This is a genomic window from Microbacterium sp. GXF7504 (genome assembly GCF_054798235.1).
This window is the reverse complement of sequence record NZ_JBSJZI010000001.1, coordinates 530,821-548,121: the sequence shown is the minus strand read 5'-3', so window position 1 is coordinate 548,121 and position 17,301 is coordinate 530,821. Positions and strand designations below refer to the sequence as shown.

The 17,301-nt window shown below is 69.4% G+C and carries 16 protein-coding genes; 14 read left to right on the top strand and 2 right to left on the bottom strand.

The features are described from left to right. Nucleotides 1-89: 89 nt before the first annotated feature. The 6 genes from ACWAUO_RS02570 to ACWAUO_RS02545 all read left to right on the top strand — a co-directional run bounded on the left by ACWAUO_RS02570 (nt 90) and on the right by ACWAUO_RS02545 (nt 9,244). Nucleotides 90-1,424, top strand: a complete 1,335-nt coding sequence (locus tag ACWAUO_RS02570; protein WP_460772789.1) for an extracellular solute-binding protein — start codon at nt 90-92, stop codon at nt 1,422-1,424. Further along, nucleotides 1,421-2,368, top strand: a complete 948-nt coding sequence (locus tag ACWAUO_RS02565; protein WP_460772788.1) for a carbohydrate ABC transporter permease — start codon at nt 1,421-1,423, stop codon at nt 2,366-2,368. The genes ACWAUO_RS02570 and ACWAUO_RS02565 overlap by 4 nt, the downstream gene beginning before the upstream one ends. Next, nucleotides 2,365-3,273, top strand: coding sequence for a carbohydrate ABC transporter permease (locus tag ACWAUO_RS02560; RefSeq protein WP_460772786.1), 909 nt, complete (start codon nt 2,365-2,367; stop codon nt 3,271-3,273). The genes ACWAUO_RS02565 and ACWAUO_RS02560 overlap by 4 nt, the downstream gene beginning before the upstream one ends. 58 nt (nt 3,274-3,331) lie before the next feature. After that, a complete protein-coding gene (gene arfA / locus ACWAUO_RS02555) occupies nt 3,332-4,867 on the top strand; it encodes an arabinosylfuranosidase ArfA (RefSeq protein ID WP_460772785.1) in 1,536 nt (511 codons plus the stop codon). Nucleotides 4,868-4,931: 64 nt separating this feature from the next. After that, nucleotides 4,932-5,495 carry an acyl-CoA thioesterase gene (locus tag ACWAUO_RS02550; RefSeq protein ID WP_460772783.1) on the top strand — a complete coding sequence of 188 codons (564 nt, stop codon included), beginning with the start codon at nt 4,932-4,934 and terminating at the stop codon, nt 5,493-5,495. A gap of 65 nt (nt 5,496-5,560) precedes the next feature. Then, nucleotides 5,561-9,244 carry a proline dehydrogenase family protein gene (locus ACWAUO_RS02545; RefSeq protein ID WP_460772782.1) on the top strand — a complete coding sequence of 1,228 codons (3,684 nt, stop codon included), beginning with the start codon at nt 5,561-5,563 and terminating at the stop codon, nt 9,242-9,244. 324 nt (nt 9,245-9,568) lie between these two features. Here the strand turns inward: ACWAUO_RS02545 and ACWAUO_RS02540 are convergent, their stop codons facing one another. Further along, nucleotides 9,569-9,919, bottom strand: coding sequence for a DsrE family protein (locus ACWAUO_RS02540; protein ID WP_016463911.1), 351 nt, complete (start codon nt 9,917-9,919; stop codon nt 9,569-9,571). Further along, nucleotides 9,919-10,212, bottom strand: a complete 294-nt coding sequence (locus ACWAUO_RS02535; protein ID WP_016463910.1) for a metal-sensitive transcriptional regulator — start codon at nt 10,210-10,212, stop codon at nt 9,919-9,921. The genes ACWAUO_RS02540 and ACWAUO_RS02535 overlap by 1 nt, the downstream gene beginning before the upstream one ends. A gap of 296 nt (nt 10,213-10,508) precedes the next feature. Between ACWAUO_RS02535 and trxA the strand changes: the two genes are divergently transcribed. The 8 genes from trxA to ACWAUO_RS02495 all read left to right on the top strand — a co-directional run bounded on the left by trxA (nt 10,509) and on the right by ACWAUO_RS02495 (nt 17,156). Then, nucleotides 10,509-10,877 carry a thioredoxin gene (trxA, locus tag ACWAUO_RS02530; RefSeq protein WP_016463909.1) on the top strand — a complete coding sequence of 123 codons (369 nt, stop codon included), beginning with the start codon at nt 10,509-10,511 and terminating at the stop codon, nt 10,875-10,877. Between the two features lie 142 nt (nt 10,878-11,019). Beyond that, nucleotides 11,020-12,435 (top strand): MBL fold metallo-hydrolase, encoded by a 1,416-nt coding sequence (locus ACWAUO_RS02525; RefSeq protein WP_016463908.1) that lies wholly within the window; start codon nt 11,020-11,022, stop codon nt 12,433-12,435. 23 nt (nt 12,436-12,458) lie between these two features. Next, entirely contained in the window at nt 12,459-13,229 is a 771-nt protein-coding gene (locus ACWAUO_RS02520) for a sulfite exporter TauE/SafE family protein (protein ID WP_016463907.1), read from the top strand. 17 nt (nt 13,230-13,246) lie between these two features. Next, nucleotides 13,247-13,768: a DUF4395 family protein gene (locus ACWAUO_RS02515; protein WP_036282995.1), complete on the top strand. Its 522-nt coding sequence runs from the start codon at nt 13,247-13,249 to the stop codon at nt 13,766-13,768. A gap of 23 nt (nt 13,769-13,791) precedes the next feature. After that, nucleotides 13,792-14,163 carry a rhodanese-like domain-containing protein gene (locus tag ACWAUO_RS02510; RefSeq protein ID WP_016463905.1) on the top strand — a complete coding sequence of 124 codons (372 nt, stop codon included), beginning with the start codon at nt 13,792-13,794 and terminating at the stop codon, nt 14,161-14,163. Between the two features lie 198 nt (nt 14,164-14,361). Beyond that, on the top strand, nt 14,362-14,958 hold the full coding sequence (locus ACWAUO_RS02505) for a recombinase family protein (RefSeq protein WP_036282733.1): 597 nt from the start codon (nt 14,362-14,364) through the stop codon (nt 14,956-14,958). Nucleotides 14,959-14,964: 6 nt separating this feature from the next. After that, nucleotides 14,965-16,347, top strand: coding sequence for a transposase (locus tag ACWAUO_RS02500; RefSeq protein ID WP_460772778.1), 1,383 nt, complete (start codon nt 14,965-14,967; stop codon nt 16,345-16,347). After that, nucleotides 16,347-17,156, top strand: a complete 810-nt coding sequence (locus ACWAUO_RS02495; protein ID WP_016463902.1) for an AAA family ATPase — start codon at nt 16,347-16,349, stop codon at nt 17,154-17,156. The genes ACWAUO_RS02500 and ACWAUO_RS02495 overlap by 1 nt, the downstream gene beginning before the upstream one ends. Nucleotides 17,157-17,301 lie beyond the last annotated feature (145 nt).

The window sequence follows — 17,301 nt, the reverse complement described above, 5'->3', positions numbered from 1 at the left end:
GCCGACCTGTGGAAACCTTCCGCGCGCGATTACATCGATGTAACGTGGTCGCACCGTTCCCCCCACGGATGTGTCACGAAGGAGTGACGATGACCGCACCACCGGTGTTCTCACGGCGACAGTTCCTCGCCCTCGCCGCCGCGCTCTCGGGCACGGCCGCCCTCGCCGCCTGTGCGCCCGCCGGCCCCGGCGGACCCGACGCGCGCACCCTGCAGTTCTGGCACCTGCTCTCGGGCGCCGACGGGGTGACCATGTCGGGGCTCATCGACGAGGTCAACGCGGCGCAGCGCGACTACCGCGTCCGCCCGACCGTCCTCGCGTGGGGCGAGCCGTACTACACGAAGCTCGCCATGGCGGCGGCGGGCGGTCGTGCCCCCGACGTCGCGGTCATGCACGCGTCCCGCGTCGTCGGCTACGCCCCCGGCGGACTGCTCGATCCGTGGGACCTCGACCGGCTCGCCGGCCTCGGCGTCGACGCATCCGCGTTCCCCGCCGCGATCTGGGAGAAGGGGTTCGCGGGTGACGACCTGTTCAGCATCGCCCTCGACGCCCACCCCTTCGTCATGATGTACAACACCGACCTCTGCGACGCGGCCGGTGTACTGGATGCGGACGGTCGGATGCTGCCGGTCTCCTCGCCCGACGAGTTCCTCGAGGTGGCACGCGCGGTCGCGGGGGTCTCGGAGAAGTACGGTCTCTCGTTCGGCTACCTCGGCGACGGCGCGCAGATGTGGCGCCTGTTCTACACCCTGTACACGCAGCACGGACTGGAGATCGGGCTGCCCGACGGCGGGCCGATGGAGATGGACGACGACGCCGGCGTCGAGTCGCTGCGGTTCATGCAGCAGCTTCTCGACGGCGAGATCGCCGCCCGGCAGAACGACTACCAGTCGGGCATCGCCGAGTTCGCGACCGGCAAGAGCGGCATCTTCCTCACCGGCGTGTGGGAGCTGCGCACGATGCAGGAGCAGGGGCTCCCGTTCGACGCGTCCATGATCCCGACCCTGTACGGCACACCCGCGGTGTACGCGGACTCGCACGCCCTCACCCTCCCGCATCAGGAGCGGCCCGACGAGCGGTCGCGCGAGCTCACCTACCGGTTCGTGGCCGACCTGCTCAAGGGCTCGTTCGGCTGGGCGGAGGCCGGCCACATCCCCGCGTTCCTCCCGGTCACGCAGTCGCCCGAGTACGCCGACCTGCTCCCGCAGGCGCACTACGCCGAGGCCGCGGAGCTCGTGCGGTACGACCCGTCCGCGTGGTTCACCGGCCCCGGCTCGCAGTTCTACGCCGATTTCGGCGCCGCCGTGCAGAACGTCCTGCTGCGCGGGGACGATCCGGCCGAGGCGCTGGAACGATTCCGCCGCGGCATCGACCGCAAACTCACCACGCCGAACCCGGCCGACCCCGACGGGAGCCGCGCATGACCGCCACCCTCCCCGCGGACCGCGGCACCCAGGTGCTGGACCCTGCCCGCAGCACCCGTCGGTCGTCGATCAGGCGACGCGAGTACGGCGTCGCCTGGCTCTTCCTCGCGCCGTTCCTGGTCGCGTTCTTCCTCTTCCTGGTGTGGCCGCTCGTCCACGGGCTCTACCTGAGCTTCACCGACCAGTCGCTCACCGGTGCCGGCGGCCGCTTCGTCGGCGTCGACAACTATGTCGAGGCGCTCGGCGACCCGACGATGTGGCGCTCACTCGGCAACACCGCGTGGTTCACCGTGCTCTCCACGATCCCGCTCGTGCTCCTCGCGCTCGTCATGGCGCTGCTGGTGCACCGCGGGCTGCCCGGACAGTGGCTCTGGCGGCTGTCGTTCTTCATGCCCTACCTGCTCGCCTCCACCGTCATCTCGCAGATCTGGGTGTGGATCTTCAACCCGCAGATCGGCGCGGCGAACGGGGTGCTCGAGTGGTTCGGCCTCGAACCCCTGGCCTGGCTGCAGAACCCCGACACCAACATGTACGCGATCGTCATCGCGACGGTCTGGTGGACGGTCGGGTTCAACTTCCTGCTCTACCTCGCCGCGCTGCAGAACATCCCGGAGCAGCAGTACGAGGCCGCATCCCTCGACGGCGCCGGCGGCTGGCGGCAGCTGTGGTCGATCACCCTGCCGCAGCTCGGGCCGATCACCGTCCTCATCGCGATCCTGCAGGTGCTCGCCTCGCTGAAGCTGTTCGACCAGGCGTACCAGATGCTCGGCGGGGTGGCGAGTGAGACCACCCGCTCCATCGTCCAGTACGTGTACGAGACCGGGTTCGTGAGCTACCGCTTCGGGTACTCGGCCGCCATCTCGTACGTCTTCTTCGCCATCATCGTGATCCTGGGCGTGCTCCAGGCGCTCACGATGCGCCGCCGAGGGGAGGAGCGGGCATGAGCACCGCCACGCAGACCCGCACCCTGCTCACCCAGGGCCGGAAGACGACCCGTGGTCGGGCCGGGCACACCGGTGGCCGCCGCATCCGTCCGGGCGGGGTGCTCGCGCTCCTCGTGCTCATCGTGCTCGCCGTCGGCTGGCTGCTGCCGTACCTGTGGGCGGTCGCCACCGCGTTCAAGACCGAGACGGATGCGGCCGCGGGCGGCACCGCCTGGATCGGCGAACACGGGGTCACCCTGGACGCGTTCGCGTCGATCCTCGCGCAGGGGAACGTGTGGATCTGGGCGGGGAATAGCCTGTGGACCTCCGCCGTGATCACGCTGCTGACCCTCGCGATCTCTGCGCTCGCCGCGTACGCGTTCTCCCGGCTCGACTTCCCGGGGCGGAAGGCCCTCTACGCGGTCGTGATCGTCTCGATCGTGATCCCGCCGCAGGTGCTCATCATCCCCCTGTTCCACGAGATGCTCGCGTTCAACCTCGTGGACACCCCGTGGGGGCTGATCCTGCCGCAGATCGTCGTGCCGCCGATGGTGTTCATCCTGAAGAAGTTCTTCGACGCCGTGCCGATCGAGCTGGAGGAGGCGGCGCGGGTCGACGGCGCCGGACGCCTCCGCGTCTTCTGGTCCATCGTGCTGCCGCTGTCCCGCGGCATCATGGGCGCCGTCGCGATCTTCGTGTTCATCACCGCCTGGAACAACTTCCTCTGGCCGTTCCTCATCATCAACGACACCTTCCTCATGACCCTCCCGGTCGGACTGCAGACCGTGATCAGCGCCTACGGCGTGCAGTACGCGCAGGTGATGGCGCAGGCCGTCCTCGCCTCGCTGCCGCTCATCGTGGTGTTCCTGGTCTTCCAGAAGCAGATCGTCCGGGGCGTGGGGACCACCGGGTTCGGCGGGCAGTGACCCGTCCGCATCCCACCGCCGCATCCGCCCGCAGACCGTCCATCCCCCGAGGAGAACCATGACCCGCGCCCGCATCGTGATCGACCGCGACTTCACCGTCGCCGACGTGCCACGCCGGCTGTTCGGCTCGTTCGTCGAGCACATGGGCCGGTGCGTCTACACCGGCATCTTCGAGCCCGGCCACCCGCAGGCGGACGAGCGCGGGTTCCGCCGCGACGTGCTGGCCCTCGTGCGCGAGCTCGGCCCGACCGTCGTCCGCTACCCGGGCGGCAACTTCGTCTCCGGGTATCTGTGGGAGGACGGCGTCGGCCCGGTCGAGGACCGGCCCCGTCGGCTCGACGGCGCCTGGCACACGATCGAGACGAACGCGTTCGGCCTGCACGAGTTCGTCGAGTGGGCGCGCGAGGCGCAGGTCGAGGTCATGGAGGCGGTGAACCTCGGCACCCGCGGTGTCGAGGAGGCACGGGCGCTCGTCGAGTACGCCAACCACCCCGGGGGCACGTACTGGTCCGACCTGCGGCGCCGGAACGGCGCGGCGGAGCCGTTCGACATCCGCCTCTGGTGCCTCGGCAACGAGCTCGACGGTCCCTGGCAGATCGGGCACAAGACCGCCCACGAGTACGGCCGGCTCGCGCAGGAGACGGCGAAGGCCATGCGGTTCGTGGACCCCGACCTGGAGCTCGTCGCGGTCGGCTCCTCGAACCGGCAGATGCCGACCTTCGGATCGTGGGAGCACACCGTGCTCACCCACGCCTACGACGAGGTCGACTACATCTCGATGCACGCCTACTACCAGGAGCACGACGGCGATGCGGCGTCGTTCCTCGCCGAGGCCGTCGACATGGACGCCTTCATCGACGGCGTCGTCGCCACGATCGACGCGGTGAAGGCCGCCGGCAAGCACCGCAAACAGGTCGACATCTCCTTCGACGAGTGGAACGTCTGGTACCAGCACGGCCTCGACACCGACGACCAGCCGCACCAGGTCGCCCGCGGCTGGCGCGAGCACCCGCGCCTCATCGAGGACACCTACTCGGTGACGGATGCGGTCGTCGTCGGCACCTTCCTCCACTCCCTCCTCCGGCACGGCGACCGGGTGAAGATCGCGAATCAGGCGCAGCTCGTCAACGTGATCGCCCCGATCCGGTCCGAGGAGGGCGGCCCCGCCTGGCGGCAGTCGATCTTCTGGCCGTTCGCCCGCATCGCCGACCTCGCCCGCGGCCGCATCCTGCGCCTCGCCGTCGACTCCTCGCAGACGCACACCGCGAAGTTCGGCGACGTGGACACGGTCGACGCCGCCGCCACGTGGGACGAGGAGCACGGCCGGGTCGCCCTGTTCGTCGCCAACCGCTCGCTCGACGACGCCGCCGACCTCACCCTCGAACTGCGCGGACTCGGCGTCACCGGGATCGAGGGCGCCGAGGTGCTCACCGTGCCCGAGGGCGCCGACCGGACCGCCGCCAACACGCAGGACGCACCCGACCACGTCGGGCTCGTACCGCTCCAGGGTGTCGGCGTGGAGGACGGGGTGCTGCGCGCGAGCCTGCCCCCGCTGTCGTGGGCCGTCATCCGTCTCGGCGTCGAACGGGCCTGACCCGACTGTCGCCCATCGACAAACGAATCCGGGTGGGGACGGCGCGTCAGTACGATCCATCCCCGTGAACGTGATCTGGCGCACCCTCCTCACCCTCTGGCGCTCCCGCCGCCGTCACCGGCGCGAGGGGGACATCGACCTGCTCGCCGTCGGCCGCATCCGGCTGACCACGCTCCCTACCGATCTGGACCTCGTCCGGCACATGAACAACGGCCGCTACCTGTCGCTGTTCGACCTCGGCCGGTTCGACATGCTCGTGCGCACCGGCATCTGGGACGTCATGGACCGCAACGGCTGGTACCCCGTGATCGCCAACCAGACCATCACGTACCGCAAGTCCCTGCACCTGTGGCAGCGGTTCGACGTCGAGACGCGGGTGGTCGCCGCCGACGACCGCGCCGTCTACATCGAGCACCGCGCCGTCGTCGGCGGCGAGATCTACGCGCAGGTGCTCGTGCGCGGCCGCTTCCTGCGCAAGTCCGGCGGCGTGCTCCGCATGTCGGAGATGTTCGAGGCGGTCGGCGCCGATCCCGCATCCGTCCCGCAGCCGGAGGAGTGGATGCTGCGCTGGGCCGACGACGTGTCGCTGCCCTCGACCCGGCAGCCCGCGCCGAGTGTCTGGGACTGACCCCGCCCGCGCCGCACCCCCGCCGGCTCCGGCCCGGGCGACCGCCCCGGACGTAGGCTGATCGCATGGCCGACGCGTCCGACGACCGCACCGTGGAATCCCCCCAGACCGCCGCCGCACCGGAGCGTGCGCAGCAGGCGGTCGAGCTCGCGCGGCGGTGGGTGCGCGAGTCGGCCGAGGTGCAGGCGGATGCTGCCGCGCAGCGCCTCGCGGGTGTGCTCCGCGACCCGAACGGCCTGCCGTTCACGATCGGGTTCGTCGACGGCGTCATGCGCCCGGAGAGCCTCAGTGCCGCGGCCGCGCAGCTGCGCCGGATCGCCCCGCTCGTGCCCGACTTCCTGCCGTGGCACCTGCGCTCCGCGGTGCGCGCCGGCGGCGTCGTCGCGCCCGCGCTCCCCGCCCCCGTCGTCCCGATCGCACGCCGCGCCCTCCGCGAGATGGTCGGCCACCTCGTCGTCGACGCCCGCCCCGAGAAGCTCGGCCCCGCGATCGCGAAGCTCCGCGAGTCCGGCGCCCGGCTGAACCTCAACCTGCTCGGCGAGGCCGTGCTCGGCGACGAGGAGGCCCGACGCCGGCTCGCCGGCATCCACGACCTCATCCGCCGCCCCGACGTCGACTACGTCTCGGTGAAGGTGTCCGCGATCGCCGGCCGCATGACCATGTGGGCCTTCGACGAGGTCGTCGACGACGTCGTCGCCCGGCTCCTGCCCCTCTACCTCGACGCCGCACAGGACGGCACGTTCATCAACCTCGACATGGAGGAGTACCGCGACCTCGACCTCACGATCGCGGTGTTCACCCGGCTCCTCGAAGACCCGCGCCTGGCGCGGCTCGAAGCCGGCATCGTGCTGCAGGCCTACCTCCCCGACGCGCTGCCCGCACTGCAGGAGCTCACCGCGTGGGCGACGCAGCGGGTCGCCGACGGCGGCTCATCGATCAAGGTGCGGCTCGTGAAGGGCGCCAACCTCGCCATGGAGCGGGTGGATGCGGTCATGCACGGCTGGCCGGTCGCCACCTACGACAGCAAGCTCGACACCGACGCGAACTACCTGCGCTGCCTCGACTGGGCGCTCACGCCCGAGCACACCGCATCCGTGCGCGTCGGCGTCGCCGGACACAACCTCTTCGACATCGCCTACGCGTGGCTGCTCGCGGGCGAGCGCGGGGTGCGCGAGCGCATCGAGGTCGAGATGCTGCTCGGCATGGCCCAGGGCCAGGTCGGTGCGGTCGCCGCCGAGGTCGGCCACGTGCTGCTGTACGTGCCGGTCGTGGCGCCCGACGAGTTCGACGTCGCCATCAGCTACCTGGTGCGGCGCCTGGAGGAGAACGCATCCAGCGACAACTTCCTCTCCGCCGCGTTCGACCTCGCCGAGGACGAGTCCCTCTGGGAGCGCGAGCGCGACCGGTTCCTCGCCTCGGTCGAGCGCGCCGCCGATCCGGCGCTGCGCGCCGGCCCGCGTCGTACCCAGGACCGCGTCGGCGCCGACACCGCCGAGCCCGCGATCCTGCGCGAACCCGCGACCGACGACGAGGCGCAGGGACTCACCCAGGCCGTGCTCGGCATCGCCGCGGCCGCCGCGGACGACGACCCCGACGACGCGCGCATCGTGTTCGGCGGCGCGCAGTTCGTCGAGACCGCCGTGTTCTCGCCGCGCGAATCCGGCGAGAAGGCGACCGGCGCCCCGGGCTTCCGCAACAGCGCCGACTCGGATGCTGCGCTGCCGCAGAACCGCGAGTGGGCGCGCGCGATCCTGGACCGGGTCGAGACCTCCGCCGCCGGCGACGCCGTCATCGGGGAGGCACGGGTCACCGAGGCCGACGAGCTGGAACGCGTCATCGACGCCGTGCGCGACGGCGCCGTCGCCTGGGGCGCGCTCCCCGCCGCCGACCGCGCCGTCGTGCTGCAGCAGGCTGCGCGGGTGCTGGAGCAGCGACGCGGCGTCCTCATCGAGGTGGCCGCATCCGAGACCGGCAAGGTGTTCGCCGAGGCCGACGTCGAGGTGAGCGAGGCGGTCGACTTCGCGAACTACTACGCCGCCACCGCGCGCGAGCTCGACCGGGTGCAGGGCGCCGTGTTCCAGCCGTCGCGGCTGACCGTCGTCGCCCCGCCGTGGAACTTCCCGCTCGCGATCCCCGCCGGTGGCGTGCTCGCCGCGCTCGCCGCGGGCTCCGGCGTCGTGTTCAAGCCCGCCCCGCAGGCCCGGCGCTGCGCCGCGGTGATCGCCGAGGCGCTGTGGGACGCGGGCGTGCCCCGCGACGTGCTGCGCCTCGTCGACATCGAGGAGGGCGAGCTCGGGCGTGAGCTCATCTCCCACCCGCAGGTGGACCGCGTCATCCTCACCGGCTCCTGGGACACCGCCGCGCTCTTCCGCTCCTGGCGCCCCGACCTGCCGCTGCTGGCCGAGACGAGCGGCAAGAACGCCATGATCGTCACCCCCTCGGCCGATCTCGACCTCGCCGCCGGCGACCTCGTCCGCAGCGCCTTCTCCCACGCCGGTCAGAAGTGCTCGGCCGCGTCCCTCGCGATCCTCGTCGGACCGGTCGGCCGTTCGCAGCGGTTCGCCCGGCAGCTCGTGGATGCGGTGACGTCGCTGCGCGTGGGCCCGCCCACCGACCCGCGGGCCGAGGTCGGGCCGCTCATCGAGGCGCCCACCGGCAAGCTGAAGTGGGCGCTGACCGAACTCGACCCCGACGAGAAGTGGGTCGTGCAGCCGCGCGAGCTCGACGGCGGACCGGAGTACGCGGGCCGGCTGTGGACACCCGGCATCCGCTCCGGCGTGCAGCCGGGATCGCGATTCCACCGGGAGGAGTTCTTCGGGCCGGTGCTCGGCATCATGCACGCCCCCTCGCTCGCCGCCGCGATCGAACTGCAGAACGCCGTCGACTACGGGCTCACCGCCGGGCTCTACACGCAGAACCCGGACGAGCTGCGGTTGTGGCTCGACGAGGTGCAGGCCGGCAACCTGTACGTCAACCGGGGGATCACCGGCGCCATCGTGCAGCGGCAGCCGTTCGGCGGCTGGAAGCGTTCCACGGTCGGCGCGGGCGCGAAGGCGGGCGGCCCGAACTACCTCGTCGGCCTCGGCTCGTGGCGGCCGACGAACGCCGGCGCGCCCTCGCCGACCCTGCACCTGCGCGGACTGGACTCCCGCATCACGACGATCATCGAGGCCGCGCAGCCCTCGCTGGACTACGAGCGGTTCGAGTGGCTCAGGCGGGCCGCGCTCTCGGACGCGGTCGAGTGGGACCGCGAGTTCGGGCAGGTGAAGGACGCCTCGAAGCTCCGCGTCGAGCGGAACCTCTTCCGCTACCGGCCGGTCGACGTGGCGGTGCGCGCGGTGGCCGGCGCGGACCTGCAGGAGGTGCTGCGCGTCGTGGTCGCCGGCATCCGCTCGGGGTCCGGGTTCCTGCTGTCGACGGCGACGGGCCTGCCCGCTGCGGTGCGCCGCGCGCTCGGCGACGCCGGGGTGTCGGTCTCGGTCGAGTCGGACGGCGACTGGCTGCAGCGGATGCTCGAGCGCGCCGACCGCCCCTCGCGGGCGCGGCTCATCGGCGACCCCGATGCGGTCGCGGGCCTGCGCGCCGCGCTCGCGGAGGCGACCGAGGGCGACCCCGACCTCGCCGTGTACGACGGCGCGGTGACGACCGCCGGCCGGCTCGAGCTGCTGCCGTTCCTGCATGAGCAGGCGATCTCCATCACCGCGCACCGCTACGGCAACCCCGACCCCTGGTCCGCCGAGGTCATCTGACGCGGCGCGCCGCCGCATCCGCGTCTGTGCACGGCCCGCCGCGTGCGTCCCGCGCGCGTGCACAACTGCGGAGTCGGCACCCGACACGCCTGTGAATAACAGCGCTCCGTGGCGGCGTTCTGACTTCGCTACGTGACGTGTCTACAGCAGCTCGGTTCTCGCAGGGCTCAGGTCGGGGCTGGGCCGCCTTGCTGGAGGGATGCTCGTCGGTGGGACTTCAGAGTTTTGCGCAGAAATGTCGCTCTCGGACTAGTTGCCATCACGCAGAAGAGGTCACAGCTGCGATACCGGTGCGTGCGGATGGCGTGACAGGTGCTGGATGCATCACAGTCGTACGTAGGCGGCGCCTGCCCATTGTTGTTGAGCGAGGTAGCCCACGGCCGCGGCAACGGTTGACACCCCCTCGAGCAAAGAATCAGCGTCCACGTCTTCTCGGCTCATGCTGTTCTGACACGCCAGCACCTGTACGCCCGCACTGCGGATCGTTGCGACGAGATCGTCTCGATAGGCACCGTCCGCGACCAGGCCCCGCACCGCGCCGCCCTGGACGACGAGCTGCACGATGCCGTCGGGACTGAGATCGTCAACGGCGTTTCGGGCAACGCGCAGCGCGGCGGTGAGAACCGCGGCGTCCTCGGCGAAGACGTGGATGACGAGCGTGTTTCGCGTGGTCATCAGGCGAGGGAGAGGAAGAGCTTTTCCAGCTCGTCGGGGTTGGTGACGTTATCCGCCTCCGGCGTGGTCATGCAGTCGCGAAGAGCGGTGGAGATGACGAGGAAGCCGGCCCGATCCAGAGCTTTAGAGACGGCGGAGAGCTGCTGAACGACGTCGCGGCAGTGTGCGTCGTTTTCAACGGCGCCGATCACCGCGGCGAGCTGTCCTTGCGCACGCTTCAGACGGTTGAGCACCTTTCGCTTCGCCTCCTGATCGTGCAGCAGCGAGTCAGGGCCTTGCGGGTCACTGCCCATGAGCGGTTCCTTCCGTCGAGTTGACAACAACTATACCCCCCGGAGTATCCTGGGCGTCCAGGTTCAGATATACCCCCTGGGGTATCACCGGAAAGGGAGAGAACATGTGTCGAGCTACGAAGTGCCGGACCTGTGGGAAGACGACGTGGGCGGGCTGCGGCCAGCACGTGTCTTCGGTACGCGCGTCGGTGCCCGCGTCGCAGTGGTGCAATGGCAACCACACGCGCGGTGAGGTGCAGGCTGCACAGTCGAAGCAGGGCGGGTTCTTCTCGCGCCTGTTCGGGCGGTGACCGACGATGGCCACCACTGAGCTCACGAACGAGACCTTCGGCCCGGCCGTCCAGGCAGACGGGATCGTCCTCATCGACTTCTGGGCGGCCTGGTGCGGCCCGTGCCGCTCGTTCGCTCCGGTATTCGAGGCGGCGTCGGAGAAGCACCCCGACATCGTGTTCGCGAAAGTGGACACCGAAGCGGAAGCTGAGTTGTCCTCGGCTCACCGCATCACCTCGATCCCGACGCTGATGGTGATCCGCGATGGCGTGCTGGTGTACAAGCAGCCCGGTGCTCTGCCTGCCCCGCAGCTCGAGCAACTGATCACCAAAGCCCGCGAGCTGGACATGGATGATGTCCGCCGCCAGATCGCGGCTGCCGAGACGGCTGCCTGACCGTGTGCGCTCAAATCACCTGCCCCTCCTGCGGCAAGCCCACGTGGGCCGGCTGCGGCCAACACATCGACGACGCCCTCGCCGACGTTCCCGAAGACCAGCGCTGCACCTGCGCGCACTGACCCCGCGAAAGCAGATCCCCGTGCTCCTCGAACGCTTGTATGACGACGACCTCGCGCACGCCAGCTACCTGATCGGTTGCCAGCGGAACGGTGAAGCGATTGTGGTCGATCCCCGCCGCGACGTGCAGGTCTATCTCGACCTCGCCGCGAAGCATGGCATGACCATCACTGCCGTCACCGAGACTCACATCCACGCCGACTACCTCTCCGGCACCCGCGAACTCGCTGCCCGCACGGGAGCGACGATGTACGTCTCCGCCGAGGGCGGGCCCGACTGGCAGTACGGTTCCGGATTCGATGACGCCACCCGGATGGTGCACGGTCAGCGCATCACCCTCGGCAACATCGCCCTCGAAGCAGTGCACACCCCCGGCCACACCCCCGAGCACCTTTCCTTCCTCGTCACCGATGGAGCCGCCACCTCCGACCCGGGCTACTTCCTCAGCGGCGACTTCGTCTTCGTCGGCGACATCGGCCGCCCCGACCTGCTGGATGAAGCCGCCGGCGGTATCGACACCCGCTTCCAGGGCGCGCGCGATCTGTTCGCCAGCCTTCGCGACCGTTTCCTCACCCTCCCGGACTACGTCCAGGTGCTCCCCGCACACGGGTCCGGCTCGGCCTGCGGCAAGGCCCTCGGCGCTGTCCCCACCTCCACGGTCGGATACGAGCGACGCTTTGCCTGGTGGGCACCGTACCTGGCCGCCGGCGACGAGCAGGGCTTCATCAACTCCCTCCTCGATGATCAACCTGATGCGCACGCCTACTTCGCCCGGATGAAGCGGCAGAACCGCACCGGGCCCGCTCTGCTGGGCAAGCTCGCACCGCTGCCGCAAATCGACGCCTCCGACCTGTCCGCTGCGCTGGAGGAAGACAGCGTCATCCTCATCGACACCCGCCACCACGCGCAGGTACACCAGGGCACCGTGCCCGGCGCGCTCAACGTCCCCGGCGAAGCGAAAGCCGCCAGCTACGCCGCCTGGGTCTACGACCCTGAGACGGAAACACGCCCCCTCGTCATTCTGGCCGACTCGACTGACGCGGCCGGGCGGTTCCGCGACCACCTGCTGCGGGTGGGGATCGACGCTGTCCACGGCTTCACCGACACCCTCGACGGACTGCGGCTCGTTCAGCCGAAGACCATCGCCCCCACGGACATCGACCAGGTGGAGCACGCCCTCCTGCTCGATGTGCGCAACCGCACCGAATACAACGCGGGACACATCCCCGGTGCCGCCCAACTCTCCGGCGGTCGCGCTCTCTGGCACACCGATGAGCTCCCCAGCTCGGGCGTCATCCTCACTTACTGCCAGAGCGGCGTCCGCAACAGCGTCGTCGCCAGCGCCCTGCGTCGAGCCGGTCACGACGTCATCGAGATCGACGGCAGCTACCGCGCCTGGCTCGCCGCAACGGCGCAGCCCGCCGCGAACGCCGCCTGACCCCTCGAGGAGCCCGACTGACCTTGCCCATCATCACCGCGATGATCCTCGCGACCGTGGTCGGCGTCGCGCTCGGGCTCCTCGGCGGAGGCGGCTCAATCCTCGCCGTCCCCGTCCTCACCCTGATATTGGGCATGGGAACGCGAGAGGCGATCGCGTCTTCGCTCTTCGTGGTCGCAGTGACCAGCGCCATCGCCGTCCTGATACGCGCGCGAACGGGGACCGTGAAATGGGGGGTCGGTGTCGCGTTCGGGGCGACAGGGATGCTCGGCGGGCTCGGCGGTGCATCTCTGGGGCGGTTCGTGCCCGACTCCCTCCTCGCCATTCTCTTCAGCGGCATCATGATCGCCACGGCACTCGCGATGATCCGCGGCCGTCGCACACCCGCCCCACCCGAGCGACCTCGCGCGCGCAGCTCTCATGTCCTGCGCGTCGTGATCATGGGGGTGTCTGTGGGGTTCCTCACGGGGCTGCTCGGGGCGGGAGGTGGTTTCCTCATCGTCCCCGCGCTGCTGATCTTCGGTCTGCCCATCGCCGCGGCCACCAGCACATCACTCCTCGTCATCGCACTGAACTCCACCGCAGGACTCGCCGCACAGGTGTTCGCCACCGCGATCCCATGGGAAACCGTTCTTCCTTTCACCGCCTTCGCCGTTGTCGGCTCCGTCGCCGGGATGCTGCTCGCCAGAAAGTTGTCCGCCCCCACGCTCCGCAAAAGCTTCGGCTTCTTCGTCCTGGGCGTGGGCATCATCATGCTCACAGCGACGATCCTGCGCCTCGCACCTCTTCTATGACCCTCCGGGAATCGCTCATGTCCGTCACCCCCGCTGTCGTCCTCCCGCGCGTTGGTGCCCTCATCGAGGGCTACCAGGGGCCTGTCATCGATGAACGTGCGGTCCGGATCGCGGCCGGTCTCCTGCTGACGCTCGGACTTCTCGCCGCCACCGCCGCACTCGCGTTCGGGACGACTCGCCCGCTGCAGATGTTCGGAATGTTCTTCCTGCTCGACATGCTGACCCGTCTCCTCGTCAGTGATCGGTTGTCGATCACCCTGGCGTTGGGACGACTCGCGAGCCGCTCCCACTTCCCGCGCTGGGTCGGCGCCCCGCAGAAGGCCTTCGCGTGGTGGCTAGCCGTCGGCATCGCCACAGTCTCATGCGTCGCGCTGGGCTCCGGCGCTATCCCCCTCCAGGGGGTACTCGCCCTGTGCGGTGTCTGCTTCATCCTCCTAGCCCTGGAAGCGATCTTCGGCTGGTGCGCGGGCTGCCACCTCCACCGCCGTCTCAGCCGACACCCCACACATCACTGCGCCGACCGCTCCTGCAACCTCTAACCCCAAACCCCCGAAAGGACCCCATGCGTCGCTTCGCCCTCGTTACAGTCACCGCACTCGTCGCCGCCTTCGCGCTCACGAGTTGCACCGCGCCGACCACCGCCCAACCTGCGGTTAGCTCGGATGCGATCGTCATCGACGTCCGCACACCCGCCGAACACGCCGAAGGGCATCTCGATGGGGCACTCCTGCTCGACGTCACCGCCGGCGAGCTGCAAACGGCAATCCCTGACCTGGACCCCCACGCCGACTACGTCGTCTACTGCCGTTCAGGTCAACGCGCCGCAGCCGCCGTCGACCTCATGGAGGACGCAGGCTTCACCCAAGTACGCAACCTCGGCTCGCTCGCAGACGCCGCAGCCGCGACGGGGCTACCGGTCGTTCAGACCGATTGAACCCTTCACCCACGCTCCAACAGCGGAGGATCGGCGCGCGCCTCAAAAACCAGTAGCTTTCTGAGACGCCGGACCAAGTGGCCCTCGACAGCGCCCCTTTGCCCGAAATCTCGGGATGCGCGTCGTCTCAGAAAGGCGTCTCGCCATAATTCGTCTCAGCAGGGGTCATAAAGGGTGTTTCCGAGTCAGAATGGGCTCGTGAGGCTTCTCGGATACACGCGCGTGAGTACGTCGAGTCAGGACGCGCAGCTGCAGCTCGACGCGCTCGTTGCTGCCGGGGTGCAAAAGCGCGACGTCTTCGCGGATGTCACCTCGGGGAGCAAGACCGCGATCGAGCGGACCGGGATGAAGAAGCTCCTCGAGTACGCCGAAGACGGCGACACCGTCGTCGTCTGGCGAGTCGACCGCCTCGGCCGCTCCCTGATCGACGTGCTGAACACCGTGAATCTGCTGCGCGAGCGCGGCGTGCAGGTGCGGTCGATCTCGGATGGCATCGATCCGTCGACGTCGACGGGCCGGCTGATGTTGAACATGTTGGCCACGCTCGCGGAGTACGAGCGGGAGCTCATCGTCGAACGGGTCAACGCCGGCATCGCAGCCGCCCGAGCGAACGGGACCCGGTTTGGCCGGCCTCTGTCGGACCCGGTCGTGATCGCGGACAAGCTCGCGATTGCCGCGGATGCGCGAGCGCGCGGCCGCACCGCCGAGGACGCCGCTCGTCTCGTCGGGTGGAGTCGCGCGACGCTCTACCGCCATCAGCAGGTCCATGCGGCCCGCGAGAGCGCAGCGATGTAGCGGCTCATGGACGGCCTCGAGCGGTGGCGGATCCTCCGACTTCACGTCGAAGATCAGATCCCCCTCGCGGCCCTCGCCCGCGAGAGCGGCATCGGCACGCGGACGCTCCAACGCTGGCATCAGCTCTACGAGAAACACGGGCTCGCAGGACTCGACGACACCGCACGAAGAGACAAGGGCAGCCGACGCACTGACCCCGCAACCGTCGCCGCCATCGAGCGGCTCGCCCTGACCCGGCCTCGTCCGTCAATCGCGACGCTGCATCGACTCATCGTCGAAGAGTGCCTACGCGAGAGTAGGCCGGCGCCGAGCTACGCGACCGTCCGAGAAATCGTGCAGGCCCTCGACCCCGCACTCGTCACCCTCGCGTTGGAGGGTCCCGCGTCCTACCGCGATCGTCACGAGCTGGTGTTCCGCCGTCGCGCACAACGGCCGAACCAGATCTGGCAGGCCGACCATACCGAACTCGACATCCTCATCATCGGCGCGAACGGGAAGCCCGACCGGCCCTGGCTGACAACCGTCATGGATGATCACTCCCGCGCGATCTGCGGATACATGGTCTTCACCGGAGCGCCCTCGTCACTGAACACCGCGCTCGCGTTGCGGCAGGCGATCTGGCGAAAGACCGACCCCGCGTGGGCGATGTGCGGAATCCCCGATGTGCTGCACGTCGACCACGGCTCCGACTTCACCAGCCACCACCTCGAACGCACCGCCATCGAGCTGCACCTACGGCTCATCTTCTCGACCGTCGACAGGCCCCAGGGGCGCGGCAAAATCGAGCGATTCTTCGGCACCATCAACACCGAAGTCCTCCCAACCCTCCCCGGCCACCTCGGCCCCGGGAACCGCAACCCGCAGCCCGTGCTCGACCTCCCGGGCCTGGACCGAGCGATCGGCGCCTTCATCGCGACCTACAACCAGCGCACCCATCAGGCGCTCGGCATCTCCCCACGCGACGCATGGGTCGCGGACGGCTGGATACCCCGCATGCCCGACACCCTCAACGAGCTCGACGGCCTGCTGCTCACCGTGCCCACGCATCGGACCGTGCAACGAGACGGCATCCACTTCCAAGGCCAGCGCTATCTCGCGACCACCCTCGCACCGTTCGTCGGACACGCAGTCACCATCCGCTACGACCCCCGCGACCTCTCCGAGATCCGCGTCTACGACCACGGCACCTTCATCTGCGTCGCCGTCGACGAAGCCCACCCCAACACCCGCCTCAGCCTCCGAGACATCGAAGCCGCCCGCCGCGCCCGCCGCCACGAACTCCGCCGCACCATCAACGACCGCATCCCCACCATCGCCCACCGCGAAGAACCCCACCTCGCGGACTCGACCCCGCCCAAGAAACGACTCCGCACCTACGAGGAGGAGTGATGACCCAGAGCTTCATCGTCACGAAGGAACACCGCCGCTTCACCGAGTTCGCGAACGCGGTGAAGAAGGAACGCACCATCGGCATCTGCCACGGTGACGCTGGAGTCGGAAAGACCAACTCCGCCCGCCGCTACGCCAACTGGGACACCCTCCAGCCTTTCATCACCGCGTGGGGCCCGAGGAGCGAGGACGACGCGAAACACTACGCGCTCGCGCATCGCTCCCGCACCGTGTTCTACACACCCGAGGTCCTCCCGCGACCCAGAGACCTCATGGGAGACATCAGCAGATGGCGTGTCAAAGTCGGCATCTGTATCGACGAGCACCTCCGCACCATCGGGAAAGTCACCGGAGTGAACACCGCCGACACCACACGGTGGGTCGAACTGCTCATCGTCGACGAAGCCGAGCGCCTCACGCCCACCGCGCTCGAGCTGCTTCGCGACGAACACGACCGTACCCATCTCGCGATCATCTTGATCGGCATGCCCGGCATCGACCAACGCTTCCGCCACTACCCCCAGCTCTACAGCCGCCTCGGGTTCTCCCACCGCTACCGCGCCCTTGGCCGAGACGAACTCCTCTTCGTCCTCGACCGACACTGGACACGCCTCGGACGCACCCTCAACCCAGACGACTTCACCGACGCCCAAGCCGTCGCCGCCATCGAACGCATCACCCGCGGAAACTTCCGCCTCCTCGAGCGCTTGTTCCCCCAGATCAACCGCATCCTCAAGATCAACGAACTCGAGACAATCACCGACGACGTCGTCGAAGCCGCCGCCAGCGTACTCGTCATCGGGAGCTGACCGGCGCCACCGAACGATCACAGAACACCGCCATCAAGCGAGCAACTCCACACGACACGCCGCGCCCGGCCGACGGTTCCCCGGCGTGTCGCGCACGATCTCCGCAGTTGTGCACGCCGCGTCGCGGCCCCGCGCGGGGCGGGGG

Excerpts from the sequence above, each read along its gene's own strand:
- ACWAUO_RS02545 (WP_460772782.1), top strand. The coding sequence starts at position 5,561 with ATGGCCGACGCGTCCGACGACCGCACCGTGGAATCCCCCCAGACCGCC.
- ACWAUO_RS02565 (WP_460772788.1), top strand. The coding sequence starts at position 1,421 with ATGACCGCCACCCTCCCCGCGGACCGCGGCACCCAGGTGCTGGACCCT.
- ACWAUO_RS02495 (WP_016463902.1), top strand. The coding sequence starts at position 16,347 with ATGACCCAGAGCTTCATCGTCACGAAGGAACACCGCCGCTTCACCGAG.
- ACWAUO_RS02515 (WP_036282995.1), top strand. The coding sequence starts at position 13,247 with ATGTCCGTCACCCCCGCTGTCGTCCTCCCGCGCGTTGGTGCCCTCATC.
- ACWAUO_RS02535 (WP_016463910.1), bottom strand. The coding sequence starts at position 10,212 with ATGGGCAGTGACCCGCAAGGCCCTGACTCGCTGCTGCACGATCAGGAG.
- ACWAUO_RS02560 (WP_460772786.1), top strand. The coding sequence starts at position 2,365 with ATGAGCACCGCCACGCAGACCCGCACCCTGCTCACCCAGGGCCGGAAG.
- ACWAUO_RS02540 (WP_016463911.1), bottom strand. The coding sequence starts at position 9,919 with ATGACCACGCGAAACACGCTCGTCATCCACGTCTTCGCCGAGGACGCC.
- trxA (WP_016463909.1), top strand. The coding sequence starts at position 10,509 with ATGGCCACCACTGAGCTCACGAACGAGACCTTCGGCCCGGCCGTCCAG.
- ACWAUO_RS02500 (WP_460772778.1), top strand. The coding sequence starts at position 14,965 with ATGGACGGCCTCGAGCGGTGGCGGATCCTCCGACTTCACGTCGAAGAT.
- ACWAUO_RS02570 (WP_460772789.1), top strand. The coding sequence starts at position 90 with ATGACCGCACCACCGGTGTTCTCACGGCGACAGTTCCTCGCCCTCGCC.
- ACWAUO_RS02510 (WP_016463905.1), top strand. The coding sequence starts at position 13,792 with ATGCGTCGCTTCGCCCTCGTTACAGTCACCGCACTCGTCGCCGCCTTC.
- arfA (WP_460772785.1), top strand. The coding sequence starts at position 3,332 with ATGACCCGCGCCCGCATCGTGATCGACCGCGACTTCACCGTCGCCGAC.